This window comes from Flavobacterium arundinis, assembly GCF_038289855.1.
Taxonomy (GTDB): domain Bacteria; phylum Bacteroidota; class Bacteroidia; order Flavobacteriales; family Flavobacteriaceae; genus Flavobacterium; species Flavobacterium arundinis.
Genome location: NZ_JBBYHR010000009.1, coordinates 190,478 through 207,142 on the forward strand (window position 1 = coordinate 190,478; position 16,665 = coordinate 207,142).

The window sequence follows — 16,665 nt, forward strand, 5'->3', positions numbered from 1 at the left end:
ATTATGTCAAAAAAAACGATTTACTATTTATTAGGCGGTTTTGTACTCTTGGTTGTTTTGCTGGTTGTGCTTAAATCAACCGGTAAAATTGGCGCTAAAGACGAGGGCAAGGAAGTGGAGACCGCAGTTGTGAGCCAGATAACATTAACGGAAACCGTTTCGGCTACAGGAAAAGTGCAGCCGGAAGTTGAAGTAAAAATATCTTCGGAGGTTTCGGGAGAGATCATAGATCTTCCTGTTAAAGAAGGGCAGGCCATAAAAAAAGGCGACCTCTTGGTGCGCATCAACCCGGACCTTTACGAGTCGGGCGTGAGCAGGAGTTCAGCTTCACTGTCAACTGCAAGGGCAGGACTCAACCAGACTGAAGCACAGCTGAAAGAGGCAAAAGCCAATTACGACCGTAACAAACGCCTGTTTGATAAAGGTGTCATATCCAAAGCCGAATGGGACAAAGTGGTGTCGGCCTACGAGGTAGCACAGGCGTCCAAACAGTCGGCTTATTTTAATGTTCAAAGCGCCGGCGCTACAGTGACCGAAGCAAGGGACAACCTGAACCGGACTACGATATATGCACCGGTTGACGGCACTATTTCTAAACTGGATGCTGAACCGGGCGAACGTGTTGTAGGTACCCAGCAAATGACCGGTACCGAGATCATGAGGGTGGCCAACCTCAATAACATGGAAGTGGAAGTGGATGTGAATGAGAACGATATTGTAAAGATAGAAATTGGCGATGAGGCCAATATAGAGGTGGATGCCTACCTGAAAAAGAAATTCAAAGGTGTGGTAACCAGCATATCAAATTCGGCAAGCAGCGAACTTACTGCCGACCAGGTAACCAACTTTAAAGTAAAAGTGAGGATACTGAAAGAGTCGTATGAGGATATGACCAAAGGCAAACCGTCAAATTATTCGCCGTTCAGGCCGGGTATGACCGCAACAGTAGACATCATTACCGAAAGGAAAGAAAATATCCTGTCAGTGCCTATCAGCTCGGTTGTGGTAAAATCGGATACTACTTCGGTTAAAAAAGATGTGGTAAAAGAGCTTGAAGAAAAAGAGAAAGAACAGAAAACAGGCGTTGTAGAGAAAAAATATGAGTGTGTGTATATCAAAGTAGGCGATAAAGCTGTACTAAGGCCGATAACTACCGGTATACAGGATGACACTAACATCGAGATACTAAGCGGCCTTAAGAAAGGGGACGAAGTAATTACAGGGCCGTATGCTACGGTAACCAAAGACCTTAGCCCGAACGACAAGGTAAAGACGAAGCCTAAAGACAAAGACGCTAAATAAAGGAATGGGTTTTATTTTAAATATTGAAACGGCAACCAAAAACTGCTCAGTGTGTATTGCCAAAGACGGTACTGCCATATCACTCCTGGAATATGCCGGCGAAGGATATGCCCATGCCGAAAAACTCCATGTATTTATAGAAGAAGCCCTGCAGAAAGCCGGAATTACATTTAAAGAGCTTAATGCCGTTGCAGTAAGCATGGGTCCGGGATCTTATACAGGCCTACGGATTGGCGTTTCGGCAGCGAAAGGCCTTTGCTATGCGCTATCCATCCCATTAATTGCTGTAGATACGCTTGAACTGCTTGCCAGAAAAATAAATGTGCAGGATGGCGTTATTATCCCCATGATTGATGCACGCCGTATGGAGGCCTACACAGCTGTTTTTGACAGCGGCTACCACAAGCTAAGGGAGACGAAGGCGGAAATCATCACAGAAGGTTTTTTTGACGAGACAGAAGATGTTATCCACCTCGTTGGTGATGGCGCAGCTAAATGCCGTGAATTTTTAAGTGCGCCGCGTTTTATATACCACGACGATGTGGTTTATCCCTCTTCGGCAGAAATGGCGGCAATATCTTTTTCCGAATTCAAAGACAATGACACGGTTGATGTTGCTTACTTTGAACCTTACTACCTAAAAGATTTTCTTATTACCAAGTAGAGGCTTCTTTCAGTGGATCCTTATGCCTGGCATCTGTAAAGGAGTGCAATTACATTTTTGTTTTCTTTGTGATAGCCTTCTTTTTCTACCTTTGTTTTAGTATGCCCAAAGCGATCTGGGGTTTTTCGTAACAGAGTCTTTCCACTATAATGAGGACTGTTTTAACAGGGATTTAATCGGTAACTAAAAGGCAAAGGATTGCAATAGCATGAAAACTTTGTAACTTTACAACCTTGCAACTGAAAAACCTTGATATCCAAAAGCACCATAGATACCGTTTTTGAAACCGCCCGCGTAGAGGAGGTCATCGGCGATTTCGTTAACCTGAAACGCGCAGGCAGCAACCTGAAAGGCCTGAGCCCATTCAGTAACGAAAAGTCACCGTCGTTCATGGTATCCCCGGTAAAGCAGATATGGAAGGATTTCAGTTCAGGCAAAGGAGGAAATTCCGTAGCTTTCCTGATGGAGCATGAGCATTTTACCTATCCCGAAGCCATTCGCTACCTTGCCAGAAAATATAATATCGAAATAGAGGAGACGGAGCAGACCGAGGAAGACAAGGAGCAGGCCAACGAAAAGGAAAGCATGTACCTGGTATCGGAATTTGCCCAAAAGTATTTCCACAATACCCTTATGAATACTGATGAAGGGCAGGCCATTGGCTACTCTTATTTTAAAGAACGCGGCTTTACAGGCGATACCATAAAGAAATTCGGGCTTGGCTATTCTCCCGAAGAGTGGGATGCCTTTAGTAAGGAAGCATTAGGCAAAGCCTATAAGCTGGATTATTTGGATAAAACCGGCCTTACCATTGTGCGTGAAGATGGCCGCACAGTCGACCGTTTCCGCGGACGCGTAATGTTCCCGATACAAAGCATGTCGGGCCGCGTGCTCGGCTTTGGCGGGCGTATATTAAGCAATGATAAAAAGGCTGCGAAATATCTCAACTCCCCTGAAAGTGAGATTTACCACAAGAGTAAAGTGCTTTACGGAATTTTTCATGCCAAGCAGGCCATTGCCAAACAGGACAACTGCTACCTGGTAGAAGGCTATACCGACGTGATACAAATGCACCAGGCAGGGATTGAGAATGTGGTGGCGTCTTCAGGAACTGCACTGACACCCGACCAGATACGGCTCATCAACCGCCTTACCAAAAACATCACAGTACTTTTCGATGGCGATGCGGCAGGGTTACGGGCCTCTGTCCGCGGTATTGACCTGATACTCGAGGAAGGCATGAATGTAAAGGTCTGTACCTTCCCCGATGGCGATGACCCCGATAGCTTTGCGAAAAAAACGCCCCATGACGAACTGATTGCTTACCTTGAGAATAATTCTAAAGATTTTATACAATTCAAGGCCGGCCTCCTTATGGACGAAGCCAAGAACGACCCTGTTAAAAAAGCGGGTCTTATCAGGGATATGGTAACCAGTATCTCTAAAATTCCCGACCGCATCCAAAGAGAGATCTATGTGCAGGAAGTAGCCCGCATTATGGATATATCCGAACAGGTGCTGGTAAGTACGCTGTCGCAGATCGTCCAGAAAGACATCGCCGATGCCGGTAAGAAGTTTAAGGAGGAGCAAAAGGAGCATGTCATGAAACCCGTTACCGACAGTGGTTTTACACAACAGGAAAAAGTTGACATACTGGATGGCCTCGAACGCAGGATTATCGAGATATTGTTGTTATATGGGGGCACCGAACAGGATTTTGAAGATGTGTACATCAAATATGACGAATTCGGTAAAGAGTATGAAGATACAGAGCGCAAAACCTACAGGGTATACGAACGCATCTACCTGAATCTCCAGGAAGATGAGATACAATTTACCAATCCGGTATTCAAAGATTTGTACAAAGCAATTATCGATCATTATCTTGCCAACCAGTCGCTTGTCGTGGAAAATTTCCTCAACACACTACCCTCAGAATTGCAATATGTGGCCACTGATATTTTTATGCAGGACGAAAAATACAGCCTCCACGAATGGGAAGAGAAAAAACAGATACCGGTCAAGGATAAGGCAATGTCAGTTTCGGCGTATGCCAATGAGCACATCATCGACCTGAGATGGCTGCTGTTAGGGAAGCTGATACAGGACCTTAAGATGCAGGTAAGCCCAGATGCTGATAATATGGAAATACTGATGGCGGTCAATGACTACAATACCCTCGTCAACTACCTTTCCCGAAAAATAAGCAGGCTGCGCAGCCAGTTTTTTTAAATCCAAAAGTATCTCGCGCCCGTCATTGCGAGGAGGAACGACGAAGCAATCTTTGGATTACACTACGTAAAATCTCTTTATGTAACTTTGCGGTATTTTCAAGGGATAAAACAAAAACGCCCCTTATAAAGGAGCGCCTGTTGTCTTTTGCTAATGTGTTTTTGGTGCAAACATTTAACCGTGTAGCGTAATAGTTTTTTCCGTTCTTAAGTGTTTAGTTTGAACTTTAAACGATGTCCAGGGTTTTTGCTTTGTTTACCAGGTCAACAAGATTGGTGACGTGCAGTTTTGTAAGCAGCCTGAGTTTGTAAGTACTAATGGTTTTTTCGTTAAGGTCGAGCAGTTTTGCAATTTCCTTGTTCTTTTTACCCTCGCTCAGGTAACGAAGCACCTCGATTTCACGGGATGATAGCTTCCTGTACAGCCTTTCAGACTTCTTACCTTTATTTAGAAGGGCCAGGTTTTTCTTAACGGTATCGCTAAATACCACTTCGCCTTCGTTTACCTTTTTAATGGCATTTTCGAGTTCTTCCATCCTGGCACTTTTATGCACATAGGCAGAAACACCTGCTTTAAGGGCGTTTGGCGCATAGATCTGTTCAGCAAGGTTGGTAAAGATAATGATTCTGGTCTCCGGAAATTCTTTCACCAGCGCTTTCACAGAACTTATGCTGGTAAGTCCTTCAAGTTCAAGGTCTATCACAGCGGCATCTACCGTTTTTTTTCCCAATATATCGAGCAGGCTGTCAAGGTTATTCACCACGCCTACAAAACTAATTTGCGGATTGTCGCTAAAATACGACTTCATCCCATAGTGTACCACCGGGTGGTTGTCCGCGAGGCATAGTTTGATCATAATTGCGTTTTTTTGGGTTTACATTAAAGTAAAGTTAGAAATTAATATCTTAAAGTATTGTGAATGAAAGAATTTTATTTCAAATTTAAGGATAATTTGGCTTTAGGGCAGGATATCATAAAGTGTTGTTAATGAAAGAATTTACTTTAAATTGACAGGTATTTCGCAAACCGGGATCGGAAGCATTTTGTGCTGGTTTACCATATTCAGCCTTTTGTAAATTTCAAATACTTCTTTGTGGCGGCCTTCAAAATCAGTGTGTATTTTTCCATTCTCCATTTGTTCCATAGCCCATTCCAGTTCTTCGTAACTTGCACCCAGCTGGTCCTCGTCGCTGCGGTCGTCACCAAAGAGCCCGTCTGTGGGTTTGGCCACCAATATGCTTTCCGGTACGTTCAGATGCCGGGCCAGTAGCCTCACTTCACTTTTGGTCAGGTCGGCAATAGGGCTTATGTCCACCCCGCCATCACCATACTTGGTAAAAAAGCCTACGCCAAAGTCTTCCACTTTATTACCGGTACCTGCAACAAGCGCACTATGTATCCCGGCAAAGTAGTATAGCGTGGTCATGCGCAGCCTGGCACGGGTATTGGCCAGTGTAAGGTGCTGCAGGTAGTCGTTATCCGTTTCGGGCACCTGCTTTCTGAAGGTTTCAAATACAGGCGTAAGGTCAGCCTCGGCAGATGATATATTGTCAAACCGTTCTTTCAGCGCTTTTATATGTTCGCGTGCACGGCTTACATGGCTTGGGGCCTGGTGTATTGGCATTTCCACGCAAAGCACCGGCATCCCGGTCTGGGCGCAGAGCGTTGAGGTGAGCGCAGAATCTATCCCGCCCGATATCCCTACAACAAAACCTTTTACTTTTGCGTTAGCTGCATAATCACGCAGCCAGCTTACGATATGATTATTAATGGCTTCCGCCTGAAAATTAGGGTTGCTAGGCATAATGCTTCAATATTTAGGGGTGAGTGCGTATATTTGCTATAAAATTAAAAAATCTAAATAAGTAATTTCCTAATAAAAACACAAAATGAAGAAATATCTCCTTGTAATGGCCTCATTGCTATTACTGGCTTCCTGTAAAAAGGAAAGTGAAGTAGAGGAAAAAGTGGCGGCTGTACCTGTGGGAAAGGTAAAGGTGGAAAGGTTTGATAAGCAGTTTTATGAGGCCGGCCCGGAAGGATTAAGCGCTGTTAAGGCTCAGTATCCTTATTTTTTTCCTCCCGGAAATGATGATGCGGTATGGATAGGTAAAATGAAAGACCCTTTGCTCCGGGAGCTTCATAGCGAAGTGGAGAAGAAATTTCCAAATACTACAACGCTTGAGCAGGACCTGCAGTCGATGTTTCAGCACACTAAATTCTATTTCAAAAATTTCAGGGAGCCTAAAGTCGTAACCCTTATATCCGAAATGGATTATAACAGCCGGGTTATTTTTACCGATTCGCTACTGCTGATATCGCTGGACCTTTATCTTGGGAAAGATCACAGGTATTATGTGGACTTCCCTAAATACCAAAGCCAGGGATTCGAACAGTCGCAGATTATGCCGGATGTCGTTTCTGCATTCTCAATGGGTAAGATCGCACCGCCAACGGACAAGACATTGCTTAGCGAAATGATATATTACGGCAAGGAACTGTACCTGAAAGACCTTCTTATTCCGGATGTTTCCGATGAAAATAAGATAGGCTATTCCAAAGAACAGCTTGGATGGGCACAGGCCAACGAAGCCGAAATATGGCGCTACTTTGTAGACCGTAAATTGTTATATGATACCGACCTGAAGCTTCCTGCACGTTTTATAAGCCCGGCGCCATTTTCTAAATTTTACCTTGAACTGGATAATGAGTCGCCCGGAAGGATAGGGCAATGGCTGGGTTGGCAGATTGTAAGGTCGTATGCCGAAAACAATAAAGATGTACCTTTGCAGCAAATTTTGGCGATGGATGCCAAAACTATTTTTGATAATTCTAAATACAAACCGAAAAAATAATGCCGACAACTATAAAATCAGAGATAAACATCCTTGTTGAACTTGATGAGAACCGCGTTCCCGAAAAACTGACATGGACAGCCCGCGATGGCGGTGTAGTGAACCAGGACACCAAAGCCATGATGCTATCGGTGTGGGACAGCAAGCCGCAGGAAAGCATGCGCATCGACCTTTGGACAAAAGATATGCCAGTAGATGAGATGAAAACCTTCTTCCATCAAACATTAGTTTCGATGTCGGAAACTTTCGAACGCGCTACGAACGATAAGAAAATGGCAGATACCATGAAAGACTTCTGCGACTATTTTGCCGAAAAGCTGGAGTTGAAAAAGTCGTAATGATTTCAGTTGAGACGCATTGAATGCGTCTAACGGTTCCAGTTCAAATTACAAGAGACGCATTCAATGCGTCTCTACTTATTACATGGGATTATTAATTTACAAAAATCCATGGTTCTTAAATATCCCGTCGTTCACCCCGTCAATATATTCTAAAAGCTGGTCGCGGCCTGTCCCTTCGGTAGAAGAGGTTACAAAGTGTGGTGGCATCTCGGCCCAGTTGTTGGCCAAAAGCTGTTTGCGGTAAGCGGCAATGTGCTGGTCTACTTTTCCACGGCTGATTTTGTCGGCTTTTGTAAATACAATACAGAAAGGCACTTCGGTCTCACCAAGGTAGGTAATGAATTCAAGGTCGATCTTCTGTGCTTCCAGGCGGATATCGATCAGTACGAAGGCGCAAACCAGCTGCTCCCGGCGTTCAAAATAATCCGTTATGAATTTCTGGAAGGTCTCCTTGGTCGATTTCGAAACACGTGCATAGCCATAGCCAGGCAAATCGACAAGATACCAGTTCCCGTTGATCTTAAAGTGGTTGATAAGTTGCGTCTTTCCCGGCCTGCCCGAAGTTTTCGCAAGGCTCTTGCGGTCGGTAAGCATATTGATGAGTGACGACTTGCCCACGTTACTCCTGCCGATAAACGCATACTCCGGCAGCGGCTCATTAGGGCATTTGCTGACTTCGGAATTGCTGATGATGAATTCGGCAGTATTGATTTTCATGGTAATTATTTTATGGCAAAGGTAGGGTTATATTGTTCGAATGCCAAATTGACAAGAAAGGAGTCCGTTTACTTTGAAGTTACATTCATTATAACATACATATTCACCAGCATAAAAGTTGCGATGAACAATATAAAAAAGAGGAACTTCCGTATGTCTTTTACAGTTCTGCCTTCCTTTAATATAATACGGGCAAAACCCGGCGATACAAGCAACAATATAGCCACTGCTGCTAAAAATCCCAAAGCAGGCAACGCTGCCAATGGAATAAGCTTTTCAAATCGGTTATTAAGGAATGCTGTTGCAAAACTGCCAATAAAAAGGACATTCCACATAACTATAAAGGCAATCCCAAAAGATTTTTTTATGGGGAAAGCCCCGGAGGCCTGCAATTGCCGCACTTCTTTCTCTCTTTGGGTCAGGTTGAAATTTCGCGAAGACTCTTTATTTAGAAATCCCGACGCTTCTATCGTTTTGATAATGTCATTGGCAGGCACTTTTAAAGACTGGAATACGATCTTTTCGTTATAGCCCGCTACATTGTGGTATATCCTGATGCCTTCTTTCCCGAATCCGGGCATGAGATACCTGCCAATAGAAATAACATCTCCCGGAAGGAATACATATTTACCTATAAGGCTGGCATCAAGTTCCAATACACCATTGTTAAGCTTCAGTGAAGCAAACGGGTAGGAAGCTCTTTTGAAGCCTATTTTGGCACCTCCGGTTAGGTTTAGTTCAGTCATTTTGGTTGAATATCAAAAGTGTAAAGACGATTCAGTGTAAAAATCTAAGAAGTTAAAAGGGCTTTATCATGTATTATGATAAAGCCCTTTTTAAATGTATAATTACAATTGTTCTGTAAGCAGGTTATGCGCTACATCCAGTTTCTTAAGCCATTCATGCATCAGGCGATTAAACTCAACGGGGTGTTCCATCATAGCCGCATGCCCGCATTTGTCTATCCACGAAAGGGTGGAGTTAGGGAGCAGGCGATGAAATTCCTCAGCAACATCCGGAGGCGTTACATGGTCATTCCTGCCCCAGATGATACAGGTAGGCACGTGCATTTTCGGCAGGTCCTTAGCCATGTTGTGGCGTATAGCGCTCTTGGCAATGGTGAGCGTTTTTATCAGCTTTATGCGGTCGTTGGCCATGGCATAGACCTCCTCTATGATCTCATCGGTTGCAACCGCGGGGTCATAAAACACATCCTGCGCCTTCTTTTTGATATAGTCACGGTCGCCGCGGCGTGGGTAGCTATCGCCCATAGCGCTTTCGTAAAGGCCGGAACTTCCGGTTATAATAAGCCCGAGCATTTTCTCCGGGTACATTTTGGTATGGTACAGCGCAATGTGCCCTCCAAGAGAATTACCCAGGAGTATAACCCTGTCAAATCCTTTATAGGTAATAAAGTCTTTTACCCATTTTGCAAAAGCCTTTACGTTCGTTTTCAGTATGCTTTGGGTGTAAATAGGCAATTCGGGGATCACTACTTTGTAGCCTTGTTTTGGGAAGTATTCTGCTACGCCGCCAAAGTTGCTCAATCCTCCCATAAGTCCGTGCAGGATGATTATAGGTGTGCCTTCGCCGGCTTCAAAATAGGTGTATTTGCCGTCTTTTTTCTTTTCTTGCATGTTGAGTTATGTACAATTTCCTAATGAACACAAATATATGATTTTATAGGTTATAAAGAAATTTAACAACTAATATTTAAGAAAGCATTATGCGCGCATTGTACACAATTCAGGTATATGAATTTTAAAAATCCGTGGAAAATCTGTCAATTTTCCGTAATGCTAAAACGGCGTTAAAATACATCAGGCTCCCACATCCTTCCACCACATCCGGATATTTACGAATTTGTATTTTATCCGTTAATAAGTCTTAAAAAATTGCAGACTTTTAATGATACTCTTTTTATTGCTGAATATTCTATAGCCATTTCGAAATGAACAGTATAGGTGTATTTTCTCGCAAAGTGGTACAACCCTTCAAAACTTATTAACAAAGTAGGGGAAAGTGGGAAATCGTGGTAAATATTTCTATATATTTGCTCTAAATCAACACAAAGCGTAACTCATTGAAAGCCATAGTAGGAACATACGAATGCAAGGCCGATGCAAAGGGCAGGATAATGCTTCCTGCGCCTTTGAGGAAGCAATTGTCAGGAGGCCTCGAAGATGGTTTTGTCCTGAAGCGCTCGGTTTTCCAGCCCTGCCTTGAGTTGTACCCGATGGCGGAATGGAATAAAATGATGGAGAAGATCAATAAGCTGAACCGCTTTGTGAAAAAGAACAACGACTTCATCCGCAGGTTTACGGCGGGTGTAAAAGAGGTGGAGATCGATGCGGCAGGAAGGCTGCTGATAGCGAAAGATCTTTTGGTTTTTTCAGGCATTGACAGTAATGTGGTGCTTTCTTCGGCGGTGAACATTGTGGAGATTTGGGACAAAGATAAGTATGAACAATCAATTGACGACTCGGTTCTTGACTTTGCAGACCTTGCCGAAGAAGTGATGGGAAATTTAAATGATGGCGAAGATGGAATATCATAACCCTGTATTGCTGAAAGAAACTGTTGATGGGCTGAATATCAGTCCGGACGGTGTATATGTGGATGTGACTTTTGGCGGGGGCGGCCATTCGCGTGAGATAATGGAAAGGCTTGGGCCAAACGGAAGGCTTTTCGGTTTCGACCAGGATGAGGATGCGCAGGCCAATGTGATCAATGATCCGAGGTTTACGCTGATACCGGAGAATTTCAGGTTTATAAAAAGGTTTCTTCGGTTTCATAATGTGAAAGAGGTAGACGGTATATTGGCCGACCTTGGCGTGTCATCGCACCAGTTCGATGTGGCGGAAAGGGGCTTTTCGACCCGTTTTGAAGCGGAACTGGATATGAGGATGAGCAAAAAGAACGAACTGAATGCCTTTATGGTGGTGAATGATTATGAAGAGGCGGAATTAAAGAGAGTGTTTTGGGATTACGGCGAACTAAAGAATGGCGGCGCTATGGCTGCAGTTATAGTAAATGCCAGGAAAGAACAGCCGATAAAGAATAGCGAACAGTTAAAGCAGGTGCTGGGACGTTTTCTCCCGGCGCACAAAAGCAACAAGATACTGGCGCAGATATACCAGGCGATACGCATAGAGGTGAACCAGGAAATGGATGTGTTGAAGGAGTTTTTGGAACAGTCGCTTGAATTGCTGAAACCCGGCGGAAGGCTTAGTGTTATTGCCTACCATTCGCTGGAAGACAGGTTGGTAAAAAGGTATATGCGCAACGGAATGTTCGAGGGCGAGCCGGAACGCGATTTCTTCGGGAATTTTTCGGTGCCGTTTAAGATTATAGAGAAACTGATAGTCCCTTCGGATGTGGAAATACGCATCAACAACAGGGCCCGTAGTGCAAAGCTTCGTGTAGCAGAGAAAAAATAAACATACTGATTAGCCATCCCGTCTCCCTCTCCTTCGGAGGGGGCCGGGGGGAGGATAAAAAAAACTATAACATGAAAGGCGGGGTAATAAATCTCTTAAAAGCAAAATATCTTGTAGACCAGGGGTCTATGAGAAACTGGCGCTTTATAGTGTTCCTTATCCTTATTGCGATACTGATGATTGCCAATACGCATGATTATGAGAAAAAGCTCTACAGGATTAGCGAACTGGAGGATGAGGTGAAAGAGCTGAGGTCGGAATTTGTAGACAGGCGCTCGGAACTGATGGAGCTGAAAATGGAATCGACCGTCTCGCGCAAGATGGAGGAACGTATGATATTTCCTTCGTCGGTGCCACCGAAAAAAATAAAAGTATTTAAGCAGGAAGAAAAAAGCTTTTGGGAAAAGCTAAAGATATGGGAGTAGAAGATAAAAAAACATCTTACAGGATTTACCTGGTAGCCGTTGCGATTTTCGTGATGGCGCTTCTCGTTTCCATTAAGCTTACGAATATACAGTGGGTAGAAGGCGACTATTACCGCCAGCTGGCCAAAGAGCGCACAGTAAAAGATTTTACAATACCGGCAAACCGGGGCAATGTGTATTCGGCAGATGGCAGCCTTCTGGCTACGTCGATACCTAACTATACGGTAAGGTTTGATGCACTGGCGCCTACCAGGGACAATTTTAATAAATATGCACAGGAACTTGCCGATTCGCTGTCGGTAATGCTTGGCAGGCCGTCGAATTTTTACCATGACGAACTGCGTAAAGCCCGCAAGCATAATAACAGGTATTTTCTTGTGGCAAAAGGCCTAAGTTATACAGAATACCTGCGAATCAAGAGTTTTCCTTTATTTAACCTTGGCGCTTTCAAAGGCGGCATCATTACAGAACAAAGGACGATACGGGAGCATCCTATCGGCAGGATTGCAGAAAGGACAATTGGTTACGAAAGGATGGGTCATTCCGGTGAAAATCTGGAAGTAGGTATTGAAGGGGCGTTTGCCAAATACCTTAATGGCAAAGATGGCCGCCAGATGATGCAGAAGATAGCCAAAAACCACTGGAAGCCTATAAGCGATGTGAACCAGGTAGAGCCTGTAGACGGGTATGACATCGTTTCGACTATAGATGTTTACATACAGGATATTGCACACCATGCGCTGCTGAAGCAACTGGAATATTATGAAGCCGATCACGGTTGCGTGGTGGTGATGGAAACAAAGACAGGTTATGTAAAAGCAATTTCCAATCTTGGCAGGAATACCGATGGATCATATACCGAAACGGTAAACTATGCAGTATGGGAAGCGCAGGAGCCGGGATCTACATTTAAGTTGCCGGTACTCGCGGCACTATTGGAAGATAAGAAAGTAGATACCAGCAAGGTGTATGATACACGTAATGGCTCTATACCTTTTGCCGGAGGAAATGTAAAAGATTCAAATGGCAAAGGTTATGGAAAAATATCGCTTGCCCGTGGATTTGAGCTTTCATCCAATACGGTAATGGCTCTAGCGGTATGGGAAAGCTACAAGGACAACCCTAAAGAATTTATACAGCGCCTGAAGAGTTTTGGACTGAATAAGAAACTGGGTGTTGCGCTTAAGGGAGAAGCAGGTCCTAAAATACCCGAGCCGGGCGACGGGATATGGTCCAAGGCAACGATGCCAAGGATGGGCTTCGGCTATGGCCTGAGCATGACACCGCTGCAAACACTTACCTTTTATAATGCTATTGCCAACAATGGCGAAATGGTAAGGCCGCTGTTCGTAAAAGAAATTAAGGAGTGGGACAAGATCATAAAGAAATTCGACAAAGAGGTGATCAACCCTAAGGTATGCTCGCAGGAAACCATAAACCAGGTGAGGGCTATCATGCAGAACGTGGTTAAGAAAGGTACGGGTTCTAAACTCTATTCGCCTGATTTTTCTATGGCAGGCAAAACAGGTACCGCTCAGGTGAACTATGGTGCCGGCAAGGATAATATGTATTACTCATCATCGTTCGCAGGCTATTTCCCTGCCGAAAACCCGCAGTATTCGTGCATTATTGTTATTCACAAGCCAAGTACAAGCAAGGGATATTATGGGGCCGACGTATCCGGGCCTGTATTCAAGAGGATCGCGCAGAAGATTTATACTGATGTACCAAGCACTAATGAAGTGAAGAGGCTTGACAAGAAAATAAAAAAGCAGGACGAACTGTATGCATCGTATGATACCAGGATGAATAAGCTTACCAGCGGAGTACCGAACACTATAGGGATGAGCGGAATGGATGCCGTGGCAATGCTGGGCAACCTGGGACTGAAGGTACAGGTAATAGGCATGGGTAAGGTGAAGAAGCAGTCACTCGCACCGGGACAGGCCATAACAAAGAATCAAACTATAATATTGGAATTATCGTGATGGTTTTAAGGGACATATTATACAAGACATCAATCGAAGCTGTAAAAGGCCCGACAGATATAGCCATTAGTAAAATGGAGTTCGACTCGCGCCTGATAAAAGGTGGCGATGCCTTTATCGCGATACGGGGAACGCAAAGTGATGGCCATGATTATATAGAAAAAGCGATCAGCCTGGGAGCAGTAGCAGTTGTGTGCGAAACACTGCCCGAAACGCTCGCTGAGAACGTGACTTACATACAGGTGAAAAGTGCTGCTGCAGCATTGGCAACGATGGCCGCTAACTATTACGGAAATCCATCTCGCAGCCTGAAGCTGGTAGGGATTACCGGGACAAACGGGAAGACAACTATTGCAACACTGCTGTACCAGTTGTTTAAAAATGCAGGCTATAAAACAGGATTGCTTTCTACTGTAAAAGTATTGGTAGCCGAAAAAGAATATCCGGCAACGCACACAACCCCGGACTCAATTACCATAAACAGGTATTTGAGGGAAATGGTTGATGCAGGGGTGGATTATTGCTTTATGGAAGTGAGCTCGCACGGCATCCACCAGCACAGGACAACAGGGCTGGAGTTTGCAGGGGGGATATTTACCAACCTGAGCCACGACCACCTGGATTACCACAACAGCTTCGCTGAGTACCGCGATGTGAAGAAAAAGTTCTTTGACGAATTGCCAAAAGGGTCATTTGCGCTGGTGAATGTTGATGACAAGAACGGCCTGGTAATGTTGCAGAACACAATGGCTAAAAAGTTTACGTATGCGCTAAAAACCTATGCCGACTATAAAGCCCATGTGCTGGAAAACCAACTCTCGGGACTTTTATTAAAAATAAACGAGCAGGAAGTCTGGGTAAAACTGATAGGGACATTCAATGCCTATAACCTGCTGGCTATTTATGCGGCAGCGGTAAACCTCGGCCTTGAAAGTGTAGAAGTATTAAGGCTCATGAGCGAGTTGGAAAGTGTGTCGGGAAGATTCCAGTTTATCATATCCGAAACCAATATTACCGCTATTGTAGATTATGCACATACGCCGGATGCTTTGGAAAATGTATTGAAAACGATAGAGGATATCCGTACCCGAAACGAGCAGCTGATAACTGTTGTAGGTTGTGGTGGCGACAGGGATACTACCAAACGCCCGATAATGGCGAACATTGCATCGTCAATGAGCGACAGGGCGATATTTACATCAGATAACCCGAGGAGTGAAGACCCGGTGGATATTATCGAGGACATGGAAAAAGGCGTAGAGCCGCAGAATTATAAAAAAACGGTGGCAATGGTAGACAGGAAGCAGGCTATAAAGCTTGCCTGCCAGCTGGCAATGCCAAATGACATTATACTCATAGCCGGAAAGGGCCATGAAACGTACCAGGAGATCAGGGGCGTGAAGTATGATTTTGATGATATGCAGACAGTGAAGGAAATTTTAGGGCAATTAAACAAATAGGCGGTATATGCTATATTATTTATTTGAATATTTAGACAAGCAGTTGGATGTGCCGGGAACAGGAGTGTTCCAGTACATCACCTTCCGCTCGGGACTGGCAGTGATATTATCGCTGTTCATCTCTACCGTGTTCGGTAAAAAGATCATCAATTTCCTGCGCAGGCAGCAGATAGGCGAAACCGTAAGGGAGCTCGGGCTTGAAGGGCAGACACAAAAAGCAGGCACACCTACAATGGGCGGGCTTATCATCATTATCTCTACGCTGATACCGGTAATATTGCTGGCAAAGCTGGACAATATTTATGTGATGCTGCTTATCGTAACCACACTGTGGATGGGGACCATAGGATTTATAGATGATTATATTAAGATATTCAAAAAAGATAAAGAAGGCCTTAAAGGAAAATTCAAGGTAGTAGGGCAGGTTGGCCTTGGGCTTATCGTGGGCTATGTGCTATACTTCCATCCCGCTGTAACAGTACGTACCGATACGGCCGGGAATACATATAGTATCAGCACCACCCAACAGGCGAATATTGCACCTACGCCAAAAGAAGAAAAATCGACAGTTACAACAATCCCGTTCTTTAAAAATAATGAATTCGACTATGCTGAGGTATTGTCTTTCATGGGGGAAGGTTACAGGAGCTACGCCTGGATAGTATTCATCCTGATTGTAATTTTCATCATCACTGCAGTTTCCAACGGCGCCAACCTTACGGATGGTATTGATGGGCTGGCGGCGGGAACATCTGCTATCGCGGTGCTCACGCTGGGAATATTCGCCTTCATTTCGGGTAATATCATATTCTCGAATTACCTGAATATAATGTATATCCCAAATTCGGGCGAGATGACGGTGTATATAGCCGCATTTGTAGGTGCGCTCATAGGCTTCCTTTGGTACAACACCTATCCGGCCTCGGTTTTTATGGGCGATACGGGTAGCCTTACCATAGGGGGAATAATTGCCGTACTTGCCATTGCTGTAAGAAAAGAATTACTTGTTCCGGTGCTGTGCGGTATCTTCCTTGCGGAGAACCTCTCGGTAGTACTACAGGTCAGCTATTTTAAATATACGAAGAAAAAATTAGGCGAAGGCCGCAGGATTTTCCTGATGGCGCCGCTACACCACCATTACCAGAAAAAGGGCTACCACGAAAGCAAGATCGTGACCCGCTTTTGGATCATCGCCATCCTTTTGGCCATTTTTTCACTGGTTTCATTAAAACTGCGATAGT

At 44.4% G+C, this 16,665-nt stretch carries 16 protein-coding genes; 11 read left to right on the top strand and 5 right to left on the bottom strand.

Annotated features, from left to right (window positions below; all coding sequences use genetic code 11):
• Positions 1-3 precede the first annotated feature (3 nt).
• The 3 genes from AAEO56_RS15695 (at position 4) to dnaG (ending at position 4,198) form a co-directional block, all read left to right on the top strand.
• Positions 4-1,302: an efflux RND transporter periplasmic adaptor subunit gene (locus AAEO56_RS15695; protein ID WP_341698008.1), complete on the top strand. Its 1,299-nt coding sequence runs from the start codon at positions 4-6 to the stop codon at positions 1,300-1,302.
• Positions 1,303-1,306: 4 nt separating this feature from the next.
• Positions 1,307-1,966: a tRNA (adenosine(37)-N6)-threonylcarbamoyltransferase complex dimerization subunit type 1 TsaB gene (gene tsaB, locus AAEO56_RS15700; RefSeq protein WP_341698009.1), complete on the top strand. Its 660-nt coding sequence runs from the start codon at positions 1,307-1,309 to the stop codon at positions 1,964-1,966.
• A gap of 249 nt (positions 1,967-2,215) precedes the next feature.
• A complete protein-coding gene (gene dnaG / locus AAEO56_RS15705; RefSeq protein WP_341698010.1) occupies positions 2,216-4,198 on the top strand; it encodes a DNA primase in 1,983 nt (660 codons plus the stop codon).
• A gap of 226 nt (positions 4,199-4,424) precedes the next feature.
• Here the strand turns inward: dnaG and AAEO56_RS15710 are convergent, their stop codons facing one another.
• Together AAEO56_RS15710 and nadE are read right to left on the bottom strand one after the other, a co-directional pair.
• Positions 4,425-5,054 (bottom strand): response regulator transcription factor, encoded by a 630-nt coding sequence (locus AAEO56_RS15710; RefSeq protein WP_341698011.1) that lies wholly within the window; start codon positions 5,052-5,054, stop codon positions 4,425-4,427.
• Positions 5,055-5,195: 141 nt separating this feature from the next.
• A complete protein-coding gene (nadE, locus tag AAEO56_RS15715; protein ID WP_341698012.1) occupies positions 5,196-6,002 on the bottom strand; it encodes an NAD(+) synthase in 807 nt (268 codons plus the stop codon).
• Between the two features lie 85 nt (positions 6,003-6,087).
• Here nadE and gldB point away from each other — a divergent pair, with 85 nt between their 5' ends.
• Together gldB and gldC are read left to right on the top strand one after the other, a co-directional pair.
• Positions 6,088-7,053 (top strand): gliding motility lipoprotein GldB, encoded by a 966-nt coding sequence (gene gldB / locus AAEO56_RS15720; protein WP_341698013.1) that lies wholly within the window; start codon positions 6,088-6,090, stop codon positions 7,051-7,053.
• A complete protein-coding gene (gene gldC, locus AAEO56_RS15725) occupies positions 7,053-7,391 on the top strand; it encodes a gliding motility protein GldC (protein WP_341698014.1) in 339 nt (112 codons plus the stop codon). The genes gldB and gldC overlap by 1 nt, the downstream gene beginning before the upstream one ends.
• A 99-nt stretch (positions 7,392-7,490) precedes the next feature.
• Here gldC and yihA read toward each other — a convergent pair whose 3' ends face one another.
• The 3 genes from yihA to AAEO56_RS15740 all read right to left on the bottom strand — a co-directional run bounded on the left by yihA (position 7,491) and on the right by AAEO56_RS15740 (position 9,748).
• Complete coding sequence (gene yihA, locus AAEO56_RS15730; RefSeq protein WP_341698015.1) at positions 7,491-8,111, bottom strand: ribosome biogenesis GTP-binding protein YihA/YsxC; 621 nt, start codon at positions 8,109-8,111, stop codon at positions 7,491-7,493.
• Between the two features lie 68 nt (positions 8,112-8,179).
• Positions 8,180-8,857, bottom strand: coding sequence for a hypothetical protein (locus AAEO56_RS15735; protein ID WP_341698016.1), 678 nt, complete (start codon positions 8,855-8,857; stop codon positions 8,180-8,182).
• 102 nt (positions 8,858-8,959) lie between these two features.
• Positions 8,960-9,748, bottom strand: a complete 789-nt coding sequence (locus tag AAEO56_RS15740; protein WP_341698017.1) for an alpha/beta fold hydrolase — start codon at positions 9,746-9,748, stop codon at positions 8,960-8,962.
• A 446-nt stretch (positions 9,749-10,194) separates the two neighbouring features.
• On the opposite strand from AAEO56_RS15740, the gene mraZ reads away from it, so the two are divergent.
• The 6 genes from mraZ to mraY all read left to right on the top strand — a co-directional run bounded on the left by mraZ (position 10,195) and on the right by mraY (position 16,664).
• Positions 10,195-10,668, top strand: a complete 474-nt coding sequence (mraZ, locus tag AAEO56_RS15745; RefSeq protein WP_341698018.1) for a division/cell wall cluster transcriptional repressor MraZ — start codon at positions 10,195-10,197, stop codon at positions 10,666-10,668.
• On the top strand, positions 10,643-11,551 hold the full coding sequence (gene rsmH, locus AAEO56_RS15750; RefSeq protein ID WP_341698019.1) for a 16S rRNA (cytosine(1402)-N(4))-methyltransferase RsmH: 909 nt from the start codon (positions 10,643-10,645) through the stop codon (positions 11,549-11,551). Before mraZ ends, rsmH begins: the two co-directional genes overlap by 26 nt.
• Positions 11,552-11,622: 71 nt before the next feature.
• The gene (locus AAEO56_RS15755) at positions 11,623-11,976 is read left to right on the top strand and encodes an FtsL-like putative cell division protein (RefSeq protein ID WP_341698020.1); all 354 of its coding nucleotides are present in this window, start codon (positions 11,623-11,625) and stop codon (positions 11,974-11,976) included.
• Positions 11,967-13,964, top strand: a complete 1,998-nt coding sequence (locus tag AAEO56_RS15760) for a penicillin-binding protein (RefSeq protein WP_341698021.1) — start codon at positions 11,967-11,969, stop codon at positions 13,962-13,964. The genes AAEO56_RS15755 and AAEO56_RS15760 overlap by 10 nt, the downstream gene beginning before the upstream one ends.
• Positions 13,961-15,424, top strand: a complete 1,464-nt coding sequence (locus AAEO56_RS15765) for a UDP-N-acetylmuramoyl-L-alanyl-D-glutamate--2,6-diaminopimelate ligase (RefSeq protein ID WP_341698022.1) — start codon at positions 13,961-13,963, stop codon at positions 15,422-15,424. The genes AAEO56_RS15760 and AAEO56_RS15765 overlap by 4 nt, the downstream gene beginning before the upstream one ends.
• 7 nt (positions 15,425-15,431) lie before the next feature.
• The gene (mraY, locus tag AAEO56_RS15770; RefSeq protein ID WP_341698023.1) at positions 15,432-16,664 is read left to right on the top strand and encodes a phospho-N-acetylmuramoyl-pentapeptide-transferase; all 1,233 of its coding nucleotides are present in this window, start codon (positions 15,432-15,434) and stop codon (positions 16,662-16,664) included.
• Position 16,665: the final 1 nt, after the last annotated feature.

Coding starts and splice junctions, on each gene's coding strand:
- AAEO56_RS15755 (WP_341698020.1), top strand. CDS start 11,623: ATGAAAGGCGGGGTAATAAATCTCTTAAAAGCAAAATATCTTGTAGAC.
- nadE (WP_341698012.1), bottom strand. CDS start 6,002: ATGCCTAGCAACCCTAATTTTCAGGCGGAAGCCATTAATAATCATATC.
- gldC (WP_341698014.1), top strand. CDS start 7,053: ATGCCGACAACTATAAAATCAGAGATAAACATCCTTGTTGAACTTGAT.
- tsaB (WP_341698009.1), top strand. CDS start 1,307: ATGGGTTTTATTTTAAATATTGAAACGGCAACCAAAAACTGCTCAGTG.
- AAEO56_RS15710 (WP_341698011.1), bottom strand. CDS start 5,054: ATGATCAAACTATGCCTCGCGGACAACCACCCGGTGGTACACTATGGG.
- mraY (WP_341698023.1), top strand. CDS start 15,432: ATGCTATATTATTTATTTGAATATTTAGACAAGCAGTTGGATGTGCCG.
- AAEO56_RS15760 (WP_341698021.1), top strand. CDS start 11,967: ATGGGAGTAGAAGATAAAAAAACATCTTACAGGATTTACCTGGTAGCC.
- rsmH (WP_341698019.1), top strand. CDS start 10,643: ATGATGGCGAAGATGGAATATCATAACCCTGTATTGCTGAAAGAAACT.
- AAEO56_RS15735 (WP_341698016.1), bottom strand. CDS start 8,857: ATGACTGAACTAAACCTAACCGGAGGTGCCAAAATAGGCTTCAAAAGA.
- yihA (WP_341698015.1), bottom strand. CDS start 8,111: ATGAAAATCAATACTGCCGAATTCATCATCAGCAATTCCGAAGTCAGC.
- AAEO56_RS15740 (WP_341698017.1), bottom strand. CDS start 9,748: ATGCAAGAAAAGAAAAAAGACGGCAAATACACCTATTTTGAAGCCGGC.
- AAEO56_RS15695 (WP_341698008.1), top strand. CDS start 4: ATGTCAAAAAAAACGATTTACTATTTATTAGGCGGTTTTGTACTCTTG.
- gldB (WP_341698013.1), top strand. CDS start 6,088: ATGAAGAAATATCTCCTTGTAATGGCCTCATTGCTATTACTGGCTTCC.